This is a genomic window from Amycolatopsis sp. w19, assembly GCF_051373225.1.
GTDB lineage: Bacteria > Actinomycetota > Actinomycetes > Mycobacteriales > Pseudonocardiaceae > Amycolatopsis > Amycolatopsis japonica.
This window is the reverse complement of record NZ_JBPQFM010000035.1, coordinates 1-19,981: the sequence shown is the minus strand read 5'-3', so window position 1 is coordinate 19,981 and position 19,981 is coordinate 1. Positions and strand designations below refer to the sequence as shown.

The 19,981-nt window shown below is 68.2% G+C and carries 19 protein-coding genes and 1 pseudogene; 12 read left to right on the top strand and 8 right to left on the bottom strand.

Annotated elements, in window-relative coordinates; translation table 11 throughout:
* Positions 1-178: 178 nt before the first annotated feature.
* The 5 genes from ACSMFO_RS37815 to ACSMFO_RS37795 all read left to right on the top strand — a co-directional run bounded on the left by ACSMFO_RS37815 (position 179) and on the right by ACSMFO_RS37795 (position 3,696).
* A complete protein-coding gene (locus ACSMFO_RS37815; protein WP_436462259.1) occupies positions 179-1,204 on the top strand; it encodes a fatty acid desaturase family protein in 1,026 nt (341 codons plus the stop codon).
* Complete coding sequence (locus tag ACSMFO_RS37810) at positions 1,201-1,380, top strand: RGCVC family protein (protein ID WP_436462258.1); 180 nt, start codon at positions 1,201-1,203, stop codon at positions 1,378-1,380. Before ACSMFO_RS37815 ends, ACSMFO_RS37810 begins: the two co-directional genes overlap by 4 nt.
* A gap of 9 nt (positions 1,381-1,389) precedes the next feature.
* Complete coding sequence (locus ACSMFO_RS37805; protein ID WP_167551730.1) at positions 1,390-1,548, top strand: DUF6307 family protein; 159 nt, start codon at positions 1,390-1,392, stop codon at positions 1,546-1,548.
* Positions 1,549-1,689: 141 nt separating this feature from the next.
* On the top strand, positions 1,690-3,033 hold the full coding sequence (gene lysA / locus ACSMFO_RS37800) for a diaminopimelate decarboxylase (RefSeq protein WP_436462257.1): 1,344 nt from the start codon (positions 1,690-1,692) through the stop codon (positions 3,031-3,033).
* A gap of 168 nt (positions 3,034-3,201) precedes the next feature.
* Positions 3,202-3,696, top strand: coding sequence for an Lrp/AsnC family transcriptional regulator (locus ACSMFO_RS37795; protein ID WP_037334827.1), 495 nt, complete (start codon positions 3,202-3,204; stop codon positions 3,694-3,696).
* A gap of 69 nt (positions 3,697-3,765) precedes the next feature.
* Here the strand turns inward: ACSMFO_RS37795 and helR are convergent, their stop codons facing one another.
* Together helR and ACSMFO_RS37785 are read right to left on the bottom strand one after the other, a co-directional pair.
* Positions 3,766-5,970, bottom strand: a complete 2,205-nt coding sequence (gene helR, locus ACSMFO_RS37790; protein WP_436462256.1) for an RNA polymerase recycling motor ATPase HelR — start codon at positions 5,968-5,970, stop codon at positions 3,766-3,768.
* Positions 5,971-6,150: 180 nt separating this feature from the next.
* A complete protein-coding gene (locus ACSMFO_RS37785; RefSeq protein ID WP_436462255.1) occupies positions 6,151-7,962 on the bottom strand; it encodes a LamG-like jellyroll fold domain-containing protein in 1,812 nt (603 codons plus the stop codon).
* A 77-nt stretch (positions 7,963-8,039) separates the two neighbouring features.
* On the opposite strand from ACSMFO_RS37785, the gene ACSMFO_RS37780 reads away from it, so the two are divergent.
* Positions 8,040-8,579 (top strand): hypothetical protein, encoded by a 540-nt coding sequence (locus ACSMFO_RS37780; RefSeq protein ID WP_436462254.1) that lies wholly within the window; start codon positions 8,040-8,042, stop codon positions 8,577-8,579.
* On the opposite strand, the gene ACSMFO_RS37775 is transcribed toward ACSMFO_RS37780, so the two are convergent.
* Together ACSMFO_RS37775 and ACSMFO_RS37770 are read right to left on the bottom strand one after the other, a co-directional pair.
* Positions 8,580-9,044: a DUF6328 family protein gene (locus ACSMFO_RS37775; protein WP_038521290.1), complete on the bottom strand. Its 465-nt coding sequence runs from the start codon at positions 9,042-9,044 to the stop codon at positions 8,580-8,582.
* The gene (locus tag ACSMFO_RS37770; RefSeq protein ID WP_073845758.1) at positions 8,989-9,951 is read right to left on the bottom strand and encodes a DMT family transporter; all 963 of its coding nucleotides are present in this window, start codon (positions 9,949-9,951) and stop codon (positions 8,989-8,991) included. The genes ACSMFO_RS37775 and ACSMFO_RS37770 overlap by 56 nt, the downstream gene beginning before the upstream one ends.
* An 83-nt stretch (positions 9,952-10,034) precedes the next feature.
* Between ACSMFO_RS37770 and ACSMFO_RS37765 the strand changes: the two genes are divergently transcribed.
* Complete coding sequence (locus tag ACSMFO_RS37765; protein WP_436462253.1) at positions 10,035-10,586, top strand: superoxide dismutase; 552 nt, start codon at positions 10,035-10,037, stop codon at positions 10,584-10,586.
* A gap of 9 nt (positions 10,587-10,595) precedes the next feature.
* On the opposite strand, the gene ACSMFO_RS37760 is transcribed toward ACSMFO_RS37765, so the two are convergent.
* The 4 genes and pseudogenes from ACSMFO_RS37760 to ACSMFO_RS37745 all read right to left on the bottom strand — a co-directional run bounded on the left by ACSMFO_RS37760 (position 10,596) and on the right by ACSMFO_RS37745 (position 15,135).
* Positions 10,596-10,997 carry a TIGR03667 family PPOX class F420-dependent oxidoreductase gene (locus ACSMFO_RS37760; RefSeq protein ID WP_038521298.1) on the bottom strand — a complete coding sequence of 134 codons (402 nt, stop codon included), beginning with the start codon at positions 10,995-10,997 and terminating at the stop codon, positions 10,596-10,598.
* A 43-nt stretch (positions 10,998-11,040) separates the two neighbouring features.
* Complete coding sequence (locus tag ACSMFO_RS37755; RefSeq protein ID WP_436462252.1) at positions 11,041-13,035, bottom strand: DUF2339 domain-containing protein; 1,995 nt, start codon at positions 13,033-13,035, stop codon at positions 11,041-11,043.
* Positions 13,036-13,107: 72 nt separating this feature from the next.
* Positions 13,108-13,865: pseudogene (gene uppS, locus ACSMFO_RS37750) on the bottom strand (polyprenyl diphosphate synthase).
* A gap of 10 nt (positions 13,866-13,875) precedes the next feature.
* Entirely contained in the window at positions 13,876-15,135 is a 1,260-nt protein-coding gene (locus tag ACSMFO_RS37745; protein ID WP_436462251.1) for an ATP-binding protein, read from the bottom strand.
* Between the two features lie 290 nt (positions 15,136-15,425).
* Between ACSMFO_RS37745 and ACSMFO_RS37740 the strand changes: the two genes are divergently transcribed.
* From ACSMFO_RS37740 to ACSMFO_RS37720, 5 genes are all read left to right on the top strand, one after another.
* A complete protein-coding gene (locus tag ACSMFO_RS37740) occupies positions 15,426-15,932 on the top strand; it encodes a hypothetical protein (RefSeq protein ID WP_436462250.1) in 507 nt (168 codons plus the stop codon).
* An 18-nt stretch (positions 15,933-15,950) separates the two neighbouring features.
* Positions 15,951-17,096 (top strand): tRNA dihydrouridine synthase DusB, encoded by a 1,146-nt coding sequence (gene dusB, locus ACSMFO_RS37735; protein WP_436462249.1) that lies wholly within the window; start codon positions 15,951-15,953, stop codon positions 17,094-17,096.
* A gap of 22 nt (positions 17,097-17,118) precedes the next feature.
* Positions 17,119-17,952, top strand: a complete 834-nt coding sequence (locus ACSMFO_RS37730; RefSeq protein ID WP_436462248.1) for an alpha/beta fold hydrolase — start codon at positions 17,119-17,121, stop codon at positions 17,950-17,952.
* 58 nt (positions 17,953-18,010) lie between these two features.
* A complete protein-coding gene (idi, locus tag ACSMFO_RS37725; protein WP_360087140.1) occupies positions 18,011-18,574 on the top strand; it encodes an isopentenyl-diphosphate Delta-isomerase in 564 nt (187 codons plus the stop codon).
* Between the two features lie 113 nt (positions 18,575-18,687).
* Positions 18,688-19,416, top strand: coding sequence for a GGDEF domain-containing protein (locus ACSMFO_RS37720; protein ID WP_436462247.1), 729 nt, complete (start codon positions 18,688-18,690; stop codon positions 19,414-19,416).
* The last annotated feature ends 565 nt before the right edge of the window (positions 19,417-19,981 follow it).

Sequence of the window (19,981 nt, the reverse complement as noted above, 5' to 3'; positions counted from 1 at the left end):
GTGCTGCTTTGGTGAATTGCTTCCGCTCCGCCGTCGTGGGACGCTGGAAGAAGACCACGGAGCGTCCGTGGCGTGTTGCGGTACCAGTGCCTCTTCTCGGCCGAACCAGACCCTTTCGGTGTCTTGAAACCCGTTGCTGGATTGCCCACCTTCACGAACCAGAACGGTGTGATCTCCCATGACCTCCACACAGACGAGGCAGGGCAGCGACTTCGCCGAACTGTCCAAATTGGTCAAGGAAGCAGGCCTCCTCGATCGGCGGCGCAAGTACTACGCGGTGAAGATCGCCTTGAACCTGCTCGCTTTCGCGGGCGGCTGGGTCGCCTTCGCACATCTCGGGGACTCCTGGTGGCAGCTGTTCATCGCCGCCTTCTTCGCGATGATGTTCACCCAGCTCTCCTTCATCGGCCACGACGCCGGGCACAAACAGATCTTCCGTGGCCGCAAGGCCAACGACATCACCGGTTTCGTCCACGGTGGACTGACCGGGCTGAGCTACGGCTGGTGGATCGGCACGCACAACCGCCATCACGCCAATCCCAACCACGAGGACGAGGATCCGGACGTCAACCTCGCCGCGCTCATCTTCACCAAGGCGCAGGGCGCCGAGCGACGTGGTTTCCTGCGCTGGATGGCGAAATACCAGGCGTTCCTGTTCTTCCCGCTGCTGTTGCTGGAAGGCCTGAACCTGCACGTCTCGAGCGTGACGGCGATCTTCCAGCGCGGCTTCAAGCGGCGGAAGATCGAATCGGCGCTGATGCTGGCCCATGTCGCCGCGTACCTGACCGCGGTGTTCGTGGTCCTCTCGCCCGGTGTCGGCTTCGTCTTCATCGCCGTGCACCAGTGCCTTTGGGGCGTGTACATGGGCTGCTCGTTCGCCCCGAACCACAAGGGCATGCCGACGCTGTCGGCCGGTCACAAGCTCGACTTCCTGCGCAAGCAGGTGCTCACCTCGCGCAACGTGCGCGGCGGTCCGGTCGTGGATTTCGCGCTCGGCGGGCTCAACTACCAGATCGAACATCACCTGTTCCCGAACATGGCGCGGCCGAACCTCAAGCACGCGCAGGTGATCGTGCGCGAGTTCTGCGCGAAGCACGGCATCGACTACGCCCAATGCGGCTGGGCGGCGTCCTACGGCTACGTGCTCCGGCATCTGCACGCGGTCGGGGCGCCGTTGCGCGGTCACCCGGTGGCGGCACGATGACCTCCGTCCAGTCCCTCGGCGACGTCGCCGAGCCGGCCGCCGACGACCGCTGCCCGGTCTGCCCGCATCCGCTGTCCGCGCACGACACGATCGCCCGCCGCTTCTGCACCGCGACCGCGGCAGGCCACTTCAGCCGCGGCTGCACCTGCGCCACGAACCCCGAAACAACCGAATAGAGGATCACCATGAACGCCGACACCGTCCCCGTCTCCCGCTACGAGATCCGGGTCGACACCGTGAAGAAGATCGTCAACGAACACACCGACCTCGACAACGAGGCGGCGTTCGCGCTGGCCGTGCACATGGTGCGGGCGCTCGACACCGTCCCGGAACCCGTGCGCTGACCCTGTGGCCGGGGTTACTCGCGCGTTAACAAGGCGTCAGCGAGGCCTCGCGAAGCGTCAGGGAGACGTTGCCGCGGCGGCCGGGCCGGGTCGATCGGAGTTGTGCTGAGGAGGCACTGACCGATCGACGCGGAGGTAACCGTGACGCTCAGCGAGCTCCTGCCCAGCCTCGGCTGCGAGGCCGCCGACCACCTCGAACCCGGGATCTGGCCACGGAGCACCCGGCTCGGGCCCGGCGGGGAACTGCTGTTCGCGGGCGCGCCGGTGTCCCACCTCGCCGCGAGGTTCGGGACACCGGCGTACCTGCTCGACGAGGACGAGGTCCGGCAGAACGCCCGCGCGTACCGGAAGGCACTGCCCGACGCCGAGGTGGCGTACGCGAGCAAGGCCCTGTGCACCCGCGCGGTCCTGCGCTGGGTCGCCGAGGAAGGCCTTTCCCTCGACACCTGCTCGGCGGGTGAGATCGCGGTGGCACGATCGATCGGCTTCCCCGCCGAGCGGATCCTGCTGCACGGCAACGCGAAAACCCCCGAAGACCTCAAAGCCGCGTTGTCCTACGGCGTCCGCCGGATCGTGGTGGACTCGCTCGACGAGATCGAGCAGCTCGGCGCGCTGGCCACCGGCGCGCAGCAGGTGCTGATCCGCGTGACCCCCGACGTCGCCGCCGGCACGCACGCGGCGATCACCACCGGCACCGAAGGGCAGAAGTTCGGCTTCTCGCTGCGCGAGGAGGTCCGCGACAACCTCGGGCGTGCCGTGTCCGCCGTGCTCGCGCAGCCCGGGCTCCGCCTGGCCGGGCTGCATTGCCACATCGGTTCGCAGGTGTCACGGGTGGACTTCTACGAACTGGCCGCCCGCAAGATGATCGGGGTGCTCGTCGCACTCCGCGAGAGCCACGGTGTCACCCTGCGCGAACTGGATCTCGGCGGCGGGCACGCCGTGCGCTATCTGCCCGGCGACACGGGTTTCGACATCGACGGTTATGTGCGCCGTCTGCGTGTCGCGCTCGCGTACGAATGCACCTCGCACGGCTTCCCCCTGCCGAAGCTGACGATCGAACCCGGCCGCGCGATCGTCGGTCCGGCCGGGATCACCGTGTACCGGGTCTGCGCGGTGAAACGCGGCTCGCGCACTTTCGTCGCCGTCGACGGCGGGATGAGCGACAACGCGCGGCCGGCGCTCTACGGGGCGGCGTACACCGCGCGTCTGATCGGCAGGCGCAGCCGTTCCGCCCGTCGGCCGATGACGGTGGTCGGACGGCACTGCGAATCGGGCGACGTCCTCGCCGACGGGCTCTCGCTCCCCGACGACGTCCGCCCCGGCGATCTGCTCGCCGTCCCGTGCACCGGGGCATACCACCACTCGCTCGCGTCGAATTACAACCTCGTCGGCAGGCCGCCGGTGGTCGGCGTCTCCCGCGGCACCGCGACGCTGCTCGTCCGCCGCGAAACCGAGGAAGACCTGCTGAAACGCGACCTCGGCTGACGCGTCATCCGAAAACCTCGGCACCCGCCCTATCGCACGACAGAATCCTTCGCGCGAAGGCGCCGAGAAAGAGAATCACGACAAACAACTTAACGGCGGTAGCATTCTGGACACTTATCGATACGCTGCGCGACAAGAATCGCATGCCGAAACAAAGGGAGGGACGGCATGGGTGACGAACCACGCGCGCAGATGGAGCAGCGCACACCTAGAGGTTTGGACAATACCGATCGCACTCTGATCGCTCTACTGCAAGTCGACGGGCGGGCCTCGTTCACGGCCTTGGCCAAGGCCGTCGGGCTGTCGGAGGGCGCCGTGCGGCAGCGCGTCCAGCGACTGCTGCGGGACGAGACGATGCAGATCGTCGCGGTCACGGATCCGGCGAACGTCGGGCTCGGCCGTCAGGCGATGGTCGGGATCAAGGTGCAAGGCGATCCGCGGGCGGTCTCCGACCAGCTCTCCGGAATGCCGGACGTCCACTACGTCGTACTGACCGCGGGAGGCTACGACCTGCTCGCCGAGGTCGCCTGCCGGGACGACGAACACCTCTTGAGTGTGCTGAACGACGACATCCGGCCCATCCCGGGTGTCGTCAGCACGGAGACCTTGGTCTACTTGAAACTCGCAAAACAGACATATGCCTGGGGCAACCTGACCAGATAGGCCCTGTTGGGTCGTGAGTGGCAAGGACGGTTAGAACCGTCCTTGCCACTCACGACACGTTGGCACCCGCTAGACGCAGTGCAGGTAAGCGTCGGGAGTCCGCCGCCCGGAATCAAGACCGCGGAGGACTTTCGGCAGCAACCCGCTGTACAGGACCCCGAGCCGCTGCGTCGCCCGCGTCAGCGCGACGTACAGCTCCGCCTCACCGCTCGGGCCTTCCGCGAGGATCCGCTCCGGCTCGACCACCAGGACGGCGTCGTACTCCAGCCCCTTCGTCGCGGACGGCGCGATCGCACCGGGCACTCCCGGCGGCCCGATGACGACCGACGTCCCCTCGCGTCCCGCCTCTTCGCGGACGAACTCGGCGACGGCGTCCTCCATGTCCACTTCGGACAGTCGGCGCGCCCACGGGCGAATTCCGCACGAGCGCACCGATTCCGGCGGCACGACACCCGGCGCGAAACTCGCCAGCAGTGACGCCGCGACCGCCATGATCTCCGACGGCGTCCGGTAGTTGACGGTCAGTTTCCGGTACACCCACCGATCGGCGACGTACCGGGAGAGCATCGCGTCCCACGACCGCGCGCCGGACGGCGACCGGCGCTGCGCCAGATCCCCGACGACGGTGAACGACCGGCTGGGACAGCGCCGCATCAGCACCCGCCAGTCCATTTCGGACAGTTCCTGTGCCTCGTCGACGACCACGTGCCCATAGGTCCATTCCCGGTCGGCGGCGGCGCGTTCCGCCAGATCCCGCTCGTCGCGTTCGGCGAACCGGTCCGCCAGTTCCTCCGCCATCAGCACGTCCGTCGGCCGCAGCGCGAACTCGTAGTCGTCGTGGTCGTCTTCGACCTCGACGATTTCCAGCACCCGCTCGGCGTATTCCTTGCGCGCCAGCCGCCGCCGTTCCTCCGCCCGGCGCTCGGCGGTGCGGTCCCGGCCGAGCAGTTCGACGGCTTCGTCCAGCAACGGCACGTCGGACACCGTCCACGCGTCCGCGTCCTCACGGAACAGCGCCGGATCGGCCCCGGCGGCCCGCAACCGCTCCGGCGACGCGTAGAGGTCGGCGAGCAGCCGCTGCGGCGTCAGCGACGGCCAGAGCCGATCGAGTACCGCGCCGAGCTCCTCGCTCGCTTCCAGGTCCCGGCGGGCGTTCTCGAGCATCTCCGGCCGGGTGTGCCGATCGTCCTCCGGGAGCCAGCCCGCGCCGATCCGGTCGACCGCGCGCACGGCGAGGGAGGCGATCACCGTGCGTTCGAAGACGGCCTTGGCCTCGTTGTGCAGCAGGCCGCTCTCCCTGGCCACCCCACGCGCGGCGGCCGCGATCCCGGCGTCCAACGGCACGGTGACGTCGTCGAGCTCGATCGGCTCCGGTTCGGCGGGCAGTTCCTGCCGGTCCGCCACCGCGGCCGCGAGCACGTCCAGGATCGCCAGCGAACCCTTGATCCGCTGGACCGCCGGCGGGTCCTCACGTTCGGCGCGCAGACCGGCGACGAGGTCGCCGGGTGTCGCGAAGACGGCGCTGGTCTCGCCGAGCGACGGCAGGACCCGGCCGATGTGGTCGAGGAAGCCGCTGCTGGGCCCGACCACGAGCACGCCGCGGCGTTCCATGCGCTCCCGTTTCGTGTACAGCAGGTACGCCACGCGATGCAGCGCCACCGCCGTCTTGCCGGTGCCGGGACCGCCTTCCACGACGACGACCCCCGGGTGATCGAGCCGGATGATCTCGTCCTGCTCGGCTTGGATCGTCGCGACAATGTCCCGCATCCCCTCGCCGCGTGGCGCGTTGACCGCGGCCAGCAGCGCGACGTCACTCCGTTCCCCCGCCGTTCCCGGACGGCCGAAGACCTCGTCGGTGAAGTCGAGGACCTCGCGCCCGAGGGTGCGGAATTGACGGCGCCTCGCCATTCCTTCCGGCGACGCGCCGGTCGCGCAGTAAAACGCGCGCGACGCCGGCGCACGCCAATCCAGCACCAAGGGTTCGTAGTCGTTCTCTTCGTCGAAAAGGCCGATCCGGCCGACGTACGAACGTTCTCCCGAAAGGGCGTCCAAACGGCCGAAACAAAGACCCTCGTCGGCGACCTTCAGCCTGGCCATCTCGCGAGCCTTCGCACCGACGGACACCTCGCGGTCGGACAGCGCGAAGCCTTCTCCGCGCAGTGCACCGGCATACGCCTCGCTCACGCGCACGCGTTCGGTGTCCAGCCGCCCGTAGAGCGACGCCACGTACTGCCGCTCGGATCGCAATTCCTCGTCGTACCCCTGATTTGACAAGTTCCCCTCACAGCGGTTAGACTGACAACACATTCGGCGTACTGATCAGTGAATCTGAATCAGGCGCCGATTTTTTATTGTCCCCCGCTTGTCAAGAGACCCCCCGCATTCCCCCGGAAACGACCGTGCGCGATAATGGGGACGGTCGTCCACCATTACCGCGCACGATCCGCGCGAAACTCAGCCGAGCATGAACTCACGGGGGTCCAGCGCCCTGCCCACCACGCGCACGTCGCCGAGCCAGCCGTGGAACGCCTGCTCGACGATCGAGTCATAGGCGTAGGCGCCGATCAGCCACGAGCCGCCGGGGTTCGCGATCCCCGCCGCGGTCGTCTTCGGATTCCGCAGCACCGGGCAGCCGTCGACGTAGAGCGTCGTCCGCCTGCCGTCGTTGACGGCCGCGACGTGGATCCATTCCCGCAACGCCAGTTCGTGCCCCCAGCAGGTGGAGATCCCGTTCTGGTTCACCGGGAACACCGCCCACTGGAACGCGGCACCGTCCGAAAGGGACAGTGTGGCCGACGGCTCGCCGGGATCGTCGCCGGTCTTGCCCGCCTTGCCGCCCGAGCCCTGCCTGCCGAAGATCGCCGCCCAGGAATGCTTGCCGTCCTTGAAATCCTCGGGCAGTTTCACGAACGCCTCGACGGTGTAGCCGCGGGCGAACGTCTCCGCGTTCATCGGCGCCGAGTCCGCCGTGCGCAGATACCCGCCGCGAGCCGGTTTCTTGCCGCCGTCGAACCGGAGACTCGACCTCGACGGCTGCCGCGTGGAGAACTCGCCGGAGAACCGCAACGCCTCGGGCGCACTCCCGGGCAGGGTCACCCGGACCAGGTCGTTGCCCCGGCCCGAAAGGTCACGGACTCTGTCGACAGGCGCGCCGTCACGGCCCTCGAACCGCCAGTACGCCACGGTCCCGCGGATCAGCTGGCGTTCGGCAGGCCGCGCGGGCGGGACCGGGACCGGCGCGAACCCCGCGAACCTCGACTCGAAGTCGATCTCCAGGCTGAAGTAGTCCGCCGGGCCGGTGCGTTCGATCTCCTGCCGCTGCAGCTCGTTCAGCCGCGGCGCCTGGTCCGCGAGCCACGGCGAGACCGTGCGGACGTCGATCACGTTGCGCGCGAGGTCGAACCGGTAGAGCCGGATCATCGCGCTGCCGCCGTAGTACCGGTCCTGGTAGTTGGTGATGTGCAGATGGACGTCGTGGCCCGCATTGTTCTGCTTCACCATGCGTCCGGGCGGCCAGTAGTGCCCGTTGAGCGTCAGGAAGATCTGGTCGTTGCCCGCGACCAGTTCGTCCCACACCTTCTGTCCGAACTCCGAGAACTGCGCCTGCCCGGCCTCGTCGGCCCATACCAATTCATGGATGGTCAGGATCGCCGGAAGCCGCGGATTCCGCGCCAGCACCGACCGCGCCCACTCCAGCCCGCCCGCCGACGGCCGCCAGTCGAGCGCGAGCAGCAGCCACTCACGCCCGCCCGCACGGAAAACGTGGTGGCTGTTGTAGCCGTCCGGGCTCGCGCCGCGAAAGGTCCGCGAACCGCGCTGCCGCTGCGGCCCGAAGGCGTCGAGGTACGGCGTGCGGCCGCGCTGGTCGTCGGTCGAGGACTTGATGTCGTGGTTGCCCGCGAGGGTGCTGTACGGGAACCGGCGCCGGTCCAGATGCTGGAAGGACCGGCTGATCTGGTCGAACTCGCCCGGCTGCCCGTTCTCGGTGAGGTCGCCGAGATGCGCCAGGAAGACGATGTTCTCGTCGCCGCCGGTGACGTACCGCAGCGTGGCGTCCAACGGCGCGGGGTCGCCGCGGTCGGCGTCGAAGAGGTACTGGGTGTCGGGCAGGACCGCGAGGGTGAAGCGGCCGTCTTCGGTGTCCGGGCCGCGACCGAAGGCCGCCGAGGCGGCGGGGGCACCGAGCGCGGGTAACGCGGAGACCGCCGCACCGGCGCCGAGCAGGCCCGCGCCGCGCAGGAAGGTCCGTCTGGATGAGTCGTTCACGGCCGCAACCTACGGTCGCGGAGGCAACGTGTCCCGAACCGCGGGTGAACACTTGCCCCGCTCGGTAGCTTCGTCCCATGGGGAACGTCAAACGCTGGCCCGTGCTCGCCGGGGTCGGTGTGGTGGTGGCCGCGGCAGGCTGGTGGATCGTGGACGAGATGCCGACGGTGGACGACGCCGTCGCCCGCGAGGCGCTGCCGCCGATCGACGAGCATCTGCGCGCGTGGACGACGGCGGCCGCCCACTCCGACGACCCGGACGTCCGTTGGGTGTGCACGCAGAAGGTGATCGAGACCAGGCCGGACGGCGACCGGGTCAAGATCGGCCTGGTCGCGAGCTGCGACGAGGTCGCGAAAGAGGGCGGCGGGCTCGTCACGCGCGGCGGATTCCGGCGGCAGGCGATGGTCTACCGCGTGGAACGGACCCCCGGCGGGTTCCGCGTGCTCGACCGGAAGTTCGCGGAGGACGGCGCCGGCTACTCACGTTCGGTCAAGGAGATGTTCTCCTGGGTCGGCGCCCGCCGGGTACTCGACGGCGCGAGCCCGGACGATCCGAAGTCGGTGTCGGCCGCCGCTTTCGGCCTGCCCGAAAGCACGCCGGTGCGCACGGGGCGGTGATCAGTCGCCGTTGCGGTCGATCTTCTTCGGCACGACGAACCACATGACGACGAACAGCACCGCCGACACCACGCCGAGGATCGTCATCGCGATCGGGCCGTAGACGACCTTGGCGATGAGCGCGACGGTCGTGGTGATGGCGGCCGCCAGGCAGGCGAGGCCCGCCAGCACGGAACGGTTGCCGACGGTGAGGATCCGCTCACGGTTCCCGGTGCGGAACAGCAGCCGGTGCCACGCGGCGGGCGCTGTCAGGAGCACCGTCGAACAGACCGTGAGCAGGACCGCCGTCAGATGGACGGCCTTCTCGAACCCGCTCGCCTCGTGGAACTCGTCCGTGAACACCACCGTGAGCAGGAAACCGAAGAGGATCTGGACACCGGCCTGCGCGACCCGCAGCTCCTGCAGGAGCTCACTGACGTTGCGGGTCAGGCGTTCGTTCTTCGTCTCGCCGGTGTGCTCGACCATGCGGCGGCTCCAAGACCATCGGTTGACGCCTGACCTTTTCATGCCAGCCGAGCGACGTGACCGACACGACCACCACGGCGAGGCCCAGCCACTGAGTACCCGACAAATCGGCGTTCAAGCACAATACGCCGATCACGGCCGCGGTGACCGGGAACGCGAGCTCGGCCAGCGTCGCCCTGGCGGCCGGAGTCGACCGCAGGCCCAGGTAGTACAGACTCAGCGCCAGCAGGCCGGGGACGAAGGCGAGCAGGCCGAGCCCGAGCGCGTTGTCCCAGCCGACCGCGAACTCGCCGCCCTGGTAGGCCACGATGCCCGCCGCGACCGGGAGCCCGACGGTGAAGCGCAGGGTGGTGACCTCCTTCGGTGCCAGTTCGGTGGAGAGCAGCCGTCCGAGCACCGTGCCCGCCGCCCACAACGCGGCCGCGCCGATCGCCAGCAGCGCCGCCTTGGCCGCGGCGAGCTGGATGTTCAGCGGATCCTTGAACGCCAGCAGCCAGGCGCCGAGCAGCGCCGGGATCGCGAAGAAGGCGTAACCGGGGCGGACCCGCTCACTGAGTACGAAATACGCCGCCAGCACGGCGAACACCGGCTGGAGCTTCTGCAGCACCAGCGGCGTCACCGGGTCGCCCAGTTTGAAGGCCGCGGTGAACATCGCGGTCGCGAGCGCGGAGGATCCGCCGCCGATGGCGAGCACTGCCAGCCATTCCCGCGGTCCGGTCCGGCGCAGCGCGCGGAAAGCGCCGGGAATGAAGGGACTCAGCACGAGCACCACCAGCAGGTGCTCCCAGAAGACCACCGTGGCCGCCGGAAGCGCCTCGGCCAGCGGAAGCCGAAGAAGCCCGTCGGTACCCCAAAGCGCGGCGGCGACCGCGACCAGCCAGGTGCGATCCGGAGGATTGCTACTCACTTGTCCTGCCCATAGTTTGAGAATGATCGCCCGACGGAGTGACCGCTCTGGCGTGTCCGATTCGTGCCGACTAGGCAAGGGGCATGCGCCCCGTCCCCGCACTCGCCCTCGTCCTGTCCGCGGCCGCCTTGGCCCTGACCGCCGGCGCCGGGCCGGCCACCGCCGTCCCCGGCTCCCGGGTCCACGTGATCACCGCCAAGAGCGGTTTGACCATCTACAAACCCGAACTGGTGCCACCCGGCGCCCGCGCGCACGTCTTCGGGTTGACGTCCAAGGCCCATGGCACGTCGACCGCGGTCCTCGTGACCGGCCTGCTGCCCAACCGCGAATACGGCGCCCACGCGCACACGAAGCCGTGCGGCGCCACCGGTGATCTCGCCGGCCCGCACTACCAGAACGTCGAAGACCCGGTGAAGCCGTCGGTGGACCCGGCCTATGCCAACCCCCGCAACGAGATCTGGCTCGACCTCACCTCCGACGCCACCGGCCGCGGCGTCGCCGTGTCCAAAGTGGACTGGACGTTCACCGACCGGCGCGCGAACTCGATCGTGATCCACGAAACGCATACGCACACCGACCCGGGCCACGCCGGGACCGCGGGGGCCCGGCTGGCCTGTGTGACGGTCGGCTTCTAGCAGTGTTTTCTAAAAACCCCAGGTACGTTCGGGCCGGATCCTGATCCGGACGCTGTACTCCCGGTCGAACTTCGGGACGTCGTAGTCGATCGCCGGGTAGTGCTTCTCGTACTTGGCGAGGAAGCCCGGCTGCTCCGACGCGAGACCGTCCGGCAGGATCTCGGCCTTGCCGCCGATCACCAGGATCGAGCCCCCGTGCTCGTCGCTGTTGAAGTGGAGGCTGACCTCGGAGTTGGCTTCGATGTGGCGGGTCTTCGCCGTGTCCGGCTGGCTGAAGACGATGAAATCGTCACCGTCGAGCACGAACCACACCGGGCGGGGCGAAGGGCGTCCCTTCGGGCTGATCGTGGTCAGCCAGGCGACGTTCTCCTTCGCCCGCTCGGCGAGCCGCGGATCGGGTTGGTAGGTCATGAACCGACCAACCACGATCCCGCGGCTTTTCTTCCACGTCCGCTCAGCGAGACGCGACGAGCTTCGCGTACCGCGTCCCCGCGCCGAGCAGCACCAGCCCGGCGATGAGGAACGCGGCGACCCTGGCCAGGCCGTCGAGCGCGGAGAGGTCGAACAGGACCAGCTTCAGCACCGCGGCGCCGACCAGCACGAACCCGATCACCCGCAGGTTGATCGCCGAGATGCCGCGGATGAGCAGGACCAGCGCGGCGACCGTCCACGACACCGTGATCACCACGTGGCCGACGAGGAAACCCGACCGGCCGGGAACGGACAGGAGCGCGCCGCACAACACCAGCGCGCCCGCGCCGTAGAGCCCGCAGACCCCGGCGAGGAGCCACGGCACCACGTTCTCGGCCGCGGCCTTGAACAGCCCCAGCCGGTGCGAGACCCACGGAAGCGTGATCGAGGCGGCCAAGATCGCCAAGGCCACCAGGAACGCGGCGGCGAGGTCGGCGTCCGGACGGTTGCGGACCAGGAAGAACAGCGTCGGCGGGACGTCGAGGACCAGCGCGATCATGCCGCCGATGACGGCGAAGCCGAGGCCTCCGAAGAGCGCGACGTGCTTCTTCGTCCACAGCGCGACCAGGGCCAGCAAGACCGCTTCGCCGATGAGGATCCCCGAACGGGCACTGCCGTCGAACAGCGTCATCGTCGTCTGCAGGGCCGCGACGAGCCCGGCGGCGCCCGCGAGCTCGCCCGTCCAGCCGTCGAGCCACTGCCCGACGGCCCACACCGCGAGCAGCACCAGCGCGACCGAGGCGGTGACGAGCACGGCCTGGGTCTTCGGCAGGAACAGCGCGGCGAGCAACGACGGGGCGGGGGCGACGGCGAGCAGGGCGAGCCCGGCGGCGTCTCCCGGCCGCTTGAGGGTGACGATCAGGGCCAGCGCGAGAGCGGTACCGCCCGCGGCCAGCGCGGCGGCGGTGTTGGCCGTGCTGCCGCCGAAGCCGACGAAGGCCGTGCTGCAGACCGAGGCGAGCAGCGGCGGAATCCCGGCCGCGACCGCGACCGACGGCCAGGACTGGCGCAGCTGCACCGGCGTCGAAGCGACCTGGACCACGAGCAGGAACGCGACCAGCTGCGGGGTGAACCCCTGCGTGATGATGGGCGCGCAGATCACGCAGCCGAGCACGACGGCCGTCGCGAGCAGCGACGACTCCCACCGCACGGCCAGCAGCAACCCGCAGACCGCGATCACGAGCCCGATCGCTAGACCGGCGTAGGCCGGGAGGTACTCGTACATCGTCGTCGCGGCGATGGCGTCGAGGTACAGCGCGCCGATCCCGGTCGCGGCGAGCGCGAACGCACCCGTGCGGCCCGCCGGCGTGCGGTGAAGGCGGAGGCCGATCCCGACCAGCGCCGCGCCGAGCACGGCACCGCCGATCACCCGCGGCACCGGGCCGAACCAGCCACGCTGGATCGCGAGCACGAGGAACAGCACGATGCCGAGCAACGTGACCGCGCCGCCGATCCAGGCCAGCAGCCTGCTGCCGGCGCCCTCCTTGCCCAGCTTCTCGGCGAGCGACACCTTCGGCGCGGGCTGGTACGGGCGGTAGGGCTGCTGCGGCTGCTGGTACTGCTGACGGTATTGCTGCTGCCATTGGTGCTGCCACTGCGCGTACTGGGCCTGCTGATGCTGCTGGTGGTACTGGGCTTGGTACTGAGGGTGCTGCGGGTGGGTGAAGTAGCGCGGGTACGGCTGCTGGGGCACGTGGGGCTGCTGCGGCTGGGCCTGGTGCGACTGTTCGGCCTGCGGCTGGGTTGCCTGCGGTGTCGGCGGCTGCTCTGTCTGCTCGGCCTGCGGTGCCGTGGCCTGCTCTTCCTGCTGCTCGGCGGGCTTCTCCGCCTGCTCAGGTGCCTCTTCGGGCTTCGGCTCGGCCTCGGACTGGACGGTCCGCAGCTCGGTGCCGACCCGCGCGAGGCGGGCCCCAAGGTCGTCGATCTCCCCGGCGAGCCTGAGGAGCACATCCCCATCGGTGGTCATGGCGATCAGCATGCGGCCTGAAGCCCGCCGAGGGATCCGTAGCACTACTCAATCGTGATGACGATGTGGTCGCGACCTGCAAGATCATCGCGATCCGGCCCACACCCGGAGTGCTCGCAAGAGGTCGATGTACCGGAAGCCCGGCCAGTTGACGTCGCAGAAGTACAGCCGGGAATCCTTGGCCTGCCAAAGCAGGAATCCGGACAGCCGGACCTCACCGCTGGTGCGGATGATCAGTCCGGATCGGGACTGCCGACCGTGTACAGATGCGCGGAAAGAGCGTCCACGGAGACGGACTCCGCGATCTCCACCAGGGACTTGCCGTCCGCCGCCCCTTCGAGCACGAGATCGCGGACGGCGTCGACGATCTCCTCGCGGCTTCCGTACCCGATCGCCAGAGTCAGCTCAGGCCCTGTCGCGCCCCGAGTGTCCTCTTCGGCCTGTTTCAGCACTTCGGCCGTGGACGACGGCAGCATGTCGAGCCGTCCCACAGGCGCGACGCGCCAGTTCGCGCCCGGCGCGGTGAGCCGCTCACGGACGACGTCCTCGATCACCTGCATCAAGAAGGCCATCTCCGGCGATGCGCGCTTCGTCAGGTTGTCGACCGAAGCGAGGTACACCGTCACGTGCCCGATGCCGAGGCCTTCGCACCACGACATCAGCCGGGCGATGTGCTGTGCACCGTGACGATGCCCCTCGCGGACGTCCTCGAAGCCCATCGCGCGGGCCCAGCGGCGGTTGCCGTCGATGATCACGCCGACGTGGCGGGGCAGAGGCCCCTGCAGGAGTCGAGCGCGGAGCCGTCGCGCGTAGAGGTCGTCGAGTCTGGTCCGGACGCTCATGAAGGCGAAGCTACCGTTCTTCACCCGGCTGAGTGGTCCACAGCGCGCTGATCGGCAGGCACGCGAGGCCTTCCCCGAAGGGAAGCTGCTGGTCACCACAGTAGAGGACAAAACCGGCACGAAAGCGGTCACCCAGGCGTCGTTGAAGGACCCGGATCGAACGAAAATCATCGGTCCGGACGGTTTCAGCGGCCTTCACCTCGACGGCGACCACACGACCGGCATTGTCCTCCAGAACCGCGTCGACCTCGTAGCCGTCGCGGTCCCGATAGTGATGCAGACGAGGCATCGTCTGACTCCACGTGATCTGGCGCGCGAGTTCGCCGATGACAAATGTTTCGACGAGTCCGCCGGTCGTAGCGTCGTTGGTGACGCCGGAGACCAGGTGCCCGGCCAGGCCGGCGTCGTTGAAAACCAGCTTCGGCGTGGCGACCGCCCGCGTCGTCGCGTTCGCCGACCATGCCGGAATCAATCGGATCAGGTAGATCAGTTCGAGGAGTCCGACGTAGTCGCGGACCGTCGACGCGGGGAGAGCGAGATCAGAGGAAAGCCGGCTGTAGTTGAGCAACCCGCCGGACTGTGCCGCGAGCGTCCCGATGAGGCGCCGCATATCGGAGATGCGTTGGATGTCCGCCACTTGATGCACATCCCGGCTCATGATGTCGTCGAGGTAGGACCTGAAGAACTGAGCACGGCGCCGTGGAGTTTCGCGACGTACGGCCTCGGGATACCCGCCGCGCGCGGCGAGAGCCAGGTAATCACGGCGACGCAATGTCGAAGATGCCGCTCGCAATAAGCTCCCGTGTTCGAACGCGGCGTCGACGAAACCGTCGGGACCACCAGTGATTTCCCCCTGCGACAAGGGGAAAAGTTCGATCGTTTCCGAGCGTCCCGGCAGAGAATCCGGAAGCTGGCTCAATCCGAGAAGCCTGGCGGAGCCGGTCAGCAGAAATCGCCCTGGACGGGGATCCCGGTCCACAATGTGCTTGATGGTCAGCCACAATTCCGGGACTCGCTGGACCTCATCGATGAGCATGGCACCCGGCGCGTCCAGAAATGCGACTGGATCGGCGTCGGCCGAAGCCCTGGTCCGCGGATCGTCCAGGTAGCGTCGCACGCCATCCGGCTGATAGTCCCGCAAACACAGCTCGGCAAGAGTGCTCTTGCCGGTTTGACGGGCTCCATTGAGGATGACGACACGCGTGTCGCCGAGTGCCTCCGCAACCATGTCAGCGGCTCTGCGCGGGAGGTAGCCATCAGCGCTGTGCACAGCTCAACGGTACCATTCTCCGTGGATCTGCCGATCCTATCGTCGCTGATCTGCCGAAGATCGTGTCGCTGATCTGCCGACGGCAGGCCCGTGGATCTGCCGATACGAGCACTCCACTCGCGTCGGCAGCCCGCCCGGAGACTCATCGGCCGGCCGACACCGGAACTTGAGATCTACCCCGGCGCACGGACCACTCATGACTAGGCTGAACACGAAGTGTGGCGCCGCGGGCGCCACACGAGTCGCAAGGCCAGGTGCGCCCGGGGAATACCGGGACCCTGGCCTTACGCATGTCCGTGGTCAACTTGCCTTCGAGCCCGAACGGCCCCGGCGGCGATGTCACAGAGCACCGTGGGGAGCCGAACGTCAGACCCGGACGCCGGAAGTTTCCCCATACTGGCTGGATGAACCCCGGCGAAACGCTCCTCAGCACGTCCCGCACCTTCCAGCTGTGGCGATACGGCGTCGGGCACTCGGAGTTGTTCCTCCGGTCCGGGTTCAGGCCGCAGAGCGAGCCTGTCGAGCTCTACTTCGAAGGCGTTCGATCGATGCACTTCGACGACCTCGACTTTCCCGAGCTGACCGTATGGAGAGACGAAGACGTGACCGTCGAGAACGACACGGCCCGCTTCCACCGCCTGCGGATCGAGCTGAGATCACCGAAACACACGGGCGTGGTCGTCGCCAGCCGCTTGACCTACATCGACGGGACCTATCCCGACGGGCAAATGAAATGGACTGTGACCGCTCCTGGCGGCGAGGAAATCGGCGGCGGACCACGGCCCACCTGCGAGTGACAGACACCACAGGCGACAATGGAGGGCGTGACAGCCACCCTGAGCAAGCCCAGCCTGAAGATCGGCCCCTACGAGGTCGATCCGCCGGTCGTGCTCGCTCCCATGGCGGGCATCACCAACGTCGCGTTCCGGCAGCTGTGCCAGGAGTACGGCGCCGGCATCTACGTGTGCGAGATGATCACCGCCCGCGCGGTGGTCGAACGGCACCCCGGCACCATGCACATGATGACCTTCGGCGAGAACGAAAAGCCCAGGTCCATGCAGCTGTACGGGGTCGATCCGAAGACCATGGCCGAGGCCGTCCGCATCATCACCGGCGAGGGGCTCGCCGACCACATCGACAGCAACTTCGGCTGCCCGGTGGCGAAGGTGACGCGCAAGGGCGGCGGCGCGGCGTTGCCGTTCAAGCGCAAGCTGTTCGCCGACATCGTGCGCGAGTCGGCGAAGGCCGCGGCCGACGCGGGAGTGCCGTTCACGGTCAAGTTCCGGGTGGGCATCGACGACGACCACCTGACGTACCTCGACGCCGGGCGCATCGCCGAGGCCGAGGGCGCGGCGGCGGTCAGCCTGCACGCGCGCACCGCCGCGCAGCGTTACTCCGGCCAGGCCGACTGGACGAAGATCGCGGCGCTCAAGGAAGCCGTCACCAGCATCCCGGTGCTCGGCAACGGCGACATCTTCTCCGCCGAGGACGCGCTTCGCATGGTCGACGAGACCGGTTGCGACGGCGTCGTCGTCGGACGCGGTTGCTTGGGCAGGCCGTGGCTGTTCGGCGAGCTGGAAGCCGCCTTCGCCGATCGCCCGCAGCCGACGCCGCCGAACCTCGGCGAGGTCGCGAAGGTGCTGCGCCGCCACACGGAACTGCTCGTCGAACACGACGGCCACGACAAGGCCATGCGCGACATCCGCAAGCACATGGCTTGGTACTTCATGGGTTTCCCGGTCGGTTCGGAGCTGCGCCGCGGCTTCGCGATGCTCTCCAGCATGGACCAGCTCGACGACCTGATCGCCAAGCTCGACCACGACGCGCCGTTCCCCACCGCGGCCACCGGTCCGCGCGGGCGGCAGGGTTCGCCGGGCAAGGTCACGCTGCCGCACGGCTGGCTCGACGACCCGGACGACGACTGCGTCCCCGAAGCCGAGGACATGCACTCGGGCGGGTAGCCGCCCCCGTAAAGTCGGCGTCGTGATCGAGCAGCTGAGCATCCCCACCGCGGCCGGTTCCTTCGACGCCATCGCGGCGGGCCCCGAAGACGGCCGTCCCGTCCTGCTGCTGCACGGGTTTCCCGAGGCCGCGGTGGAGTGGGAGCACCAGGTCGCGACGCTCGGCGTGCTCGGTTATCGCGCGGTCGCCCCGGATCAGCGCGGCTATTCTCCGGACGTCCGGCCGGAACAGGCCTCCGAGTACGGGATCGACGACCTCGTCGGTGACGTCATCGCGATCGCGGATCGCTTGGAGTGGAACGAATTCGATCTCGTCGGACACGACTGGGGCGGCGCGGTCGCGTGGTGGACGGCCGACGCGCATCCCGGCAGGCTCCGCAGTCTCGCCGTGATTTCGACGCCGCATCCGGCGGCGCTGGCGGAGGCCATGAAGACCGACGAGGACCAGCATCTCCGTTCGGCGTACATGACCGAATGGCGGCAGACCCGCGTCACCGAACGGCGGATGCTCGAGAACAACGCCGACGCGCTGCGCCGCATGTTCGACTGGAAAGTGCCGCCGAGCAAGATCGACGAGTACATCCAGCGTCTCTCCGAGCCGGGCGCGCTGACCGCCGCGCTCAACTGGTACCGCGCCGGCCGTCCCGGCGGGAAGATCGGGCCGATCGAGGTTCCGACGCTCTACATCTGGAGCACCGAGGACGCCGCCTTCGGTTCGACGGCCGCGCTCGACACCGCGAACCGGGTCACCGGCCCGTACCGCTTCGAGATGATCGAGGACGTCTCACACTGGGTCGTGGAAGAGGCTCCCGAGGCCGTCACATCTTTGCTCGTGGAGCACCTTTCATCCCACTAACAGGGGTAACTCTGGTCGCGGTACCGGTTACAGCGAGCCTGCTGGTTCAGTGGGTCCGATGAACAACATGACCGAAGTGGACACCGAACGCATCGTCTACGTCACCGAGGACGGCGAGCCGACCGGCGAAACCGCGCCCAAGCTGGCCGCACACCACGAACACACCCGGCTGCACCTGGCGTTCTCCTGCTATCTGTTGCGCGGCAGCGACCAATCCCTGCTGATCACCAGCCGCGCCGCCACCAAGAAGGTGTGGCCTCGCGTGTGGACCAACAGTGTCTGCGGGCACCCCGCACCGGGTGAACCGATCGAGGAGGCCGTCCGGCGTCGCGCCGCCTTCGAGCTCGGGCTGCCGCGGCTGAACGGGCTCCGGTGCGTCCTTCCGGCCTACCGTTACTCCACTCCGCCGTTCGAAGGTGTGGTCGAGAACGAGTTCTGCCCGGTCTTCGTCGCCTGGGTCGACGACGATCCGGAGCCGCACCCCGACGAGGTCGGCGAGTGGCGCTGGCTGAGCTGGAACGATTACGCACTGTTGCTGAATGACGATGTGACTGACGTGAGTTACTGGGCGAAGGATCAGTTTTCGCAGCTCAAGGACGCCGAGCCGTTTTCATCCTTATGAAAGGACACTTCGGTGCGTGACAATGGCGCCGAACCGTCGTCCTCTTGAGCGATATTCACTTTGGCCCGTACTCATACCTCAAGAGATCCCTCCTATACGACGAAAACCAATTCGTGGCGGAGGTGAGCGTGGCAGCCGACGACGAGGCCGCGCTCCCACCGGGCGCGCCGACCACCGATCTGCTCAGTCTCCACGAGTCGATCGCCGGGGTATTGGCCACTCAGGGCGACTGGCGGCGCGCGTATCACCACCTCAAATCCGCCTTCGACCTCGCCAGGGCCGGCAGCCTGCGGGACACACTGACGTCCAGTTACAACCGTCGCTACCTCGACCAGTGGCTGCACGGCCCGGCCGTCGACCACCGCGGCCCGCCCGGCGTCGCGATCGCGCTGGTCGACCTCGACCTGTTCAAGGACGTCAACGACACTTTCGGGCATCTGGTGGGTGATCGGGTGCTCCGCGAGGTGGCCGACCTGCTGCAACAGGGCCTTCCGCCGGAGGCGTTCTGCGCCCGCTACGGCGGTGAGGAGTTCGCGCTCGTCATCCCGGACGTCGACGCCGCCCGCGCCGTGCGCATCGCCGACACCGCCCGTATCCGGGTGGCCCGCCATCCGTGGCGCCGCATCCGCCCGGGCCTGTCGGTGACGATCAGCGTGGGGCTCGCGCACGAAAGCCGCATGGAGCCGGATCTCGCGGCCGAACCGGAACGGCAGTTGCGCAGTGCCGACGCTTTGTTGTATATGGCGAAAAGGGCGGGACGAAACAAAGTGGCCTATCGGGATAGGGAAACGTCGCGCACGATTCCGCATCCGATGAACGCGGCGGAGTCCGCGGGCGCTTAGCCCACTCGCCGCCACTCACACAGTCAACCGTCGCACTCTGCGTAGCGGTTTCGCACCTTTTAACGCAGCTTTAACCACGACCGCTCACCCGATCGCATGGACCGTTCGGCGCTTCTCGGTACCTTGGGTGAAGAAAATTCCGGGATGGTTGTCGTCACGAACCTGAGGTGTCCGTACGATAACGAAAGAGCTTCGACGCCAGGCCTGAAAGGAGACCGAGTGCCCGACGAGCACCACACCCCGGGGACCGGTCGCCACAGCAACACCGACAGGAATGCCGGTGAGCGCGGCCGCCGGGCCCGACGCCGCTCGATGGACACCCACGGCGGGATCAGCGTTTCCGACGTCGTCGCACGTCATACCGGTGAACGCCCGACCTTCGACCCCTCCGCCGAAGCACCCGCTCCGCGTCGTCTCCGGCAGAGCGAGCCGTCGCCGGAGCCTCCGAGACCCGGTGCGCAAGCCGGTCCTTCGCGTCGGCGAGCCCTTCGGCCATGTGCCCGGCCCACGCCCGTACCGGTGGCTCCGCTTCGATGGCGACGACGCTGGCGACGCGCTCGGGACG

Excerpts from the sequence above, each read along its gene's own strand:
- ACSMFO_RS37765 (WP_436462253.1), top strand. The coding sequence starts at position 10,035 with ATGCGCCCCGTCCCCGCACTCGCCCTCGTCCTGTCCGCGGCCGCCTTG.
- ACSMFO_RS37775 (WP_038521290.1), bottom strand. The coding sequence starts at position 9,044 with ATGGTCGAGCACACCGGCGAGACGAAGAACGAACGCCTGACCCGCAAC.
- dusB (WP_436462249.1), top strand. The coding sequence starts at position 15,951 with ATGGAGGGCGTGACAGCCACCCTGAGCAAGCCCAGCCTGAAGATCGGC.
- ACSMFO_RS37760 (WP_038521298.1), bottom strand. The coding sequence starts at position 10,997 with ATGACCTACCAACCCGATCCGCGGCTCGCCGAGCGGGCGAAGGAGAAC.
- ACSMFO_RS37815 (WP_436462259.1), top strand. The coding sequence starts at position 179 with ATGACCTCCACACAGACGAGGCAGGGCAGCGACTTCGCCGAACTGTCC.
- ACSMFO_RS37780 (WP_436462254.1), top strand. The coding sequence starts at position 8,040 with ATGGGGAACGTCAAACGCTGGCCCGTGCTCGCCGGGGTCGGTGTGGTG.
- idi (WP_360087140.1), top strand. The coding sequence starts at position 18,011 with ATGAACAACATGACCGAAGTGGACACCGAACGCATCGTCTACGTCACC.
- ACSMFO_RS37795 (WP_037334827.1), top strand. The coding sequence starts at position 3,202 with ATGGGTGACGAACCACGCGCGCAGATGGAGCAGCGCACACCTAGAGGT.
- ACSMFO_RS37755 (WP_436462252.1), bottom strand. The coding sequence starts at position 13,035 with ATGCTGATCGCCATGACCACCGATGGGGATGTGCTCCTCAGGCTCGCC.
- ACSMFO_RS37810 (WP_436462258.1), top strand. The coding sequence starts at position 1,201 with ATGACCTCCGTCCAGTCCCTCGGCGACGTCGCCGAGCCGGCCGCCGAC.
- ACSMFO_RS37740 (WP_436462250.1), top strand. The coding sequence starts at position 15,426 with ATGTCCGTGGTCAACTTGCCTTCGAGCCCGAACGGCCCCGGCGGCGAT.
- ACSMFO_RS37805 (WP_167551730.1), top strand. The coding sequence starts at position 1,390 with ATGAACGCCGACACCGTCCCCGTCTCCCGCTACGAGATCCGGGTCGAC.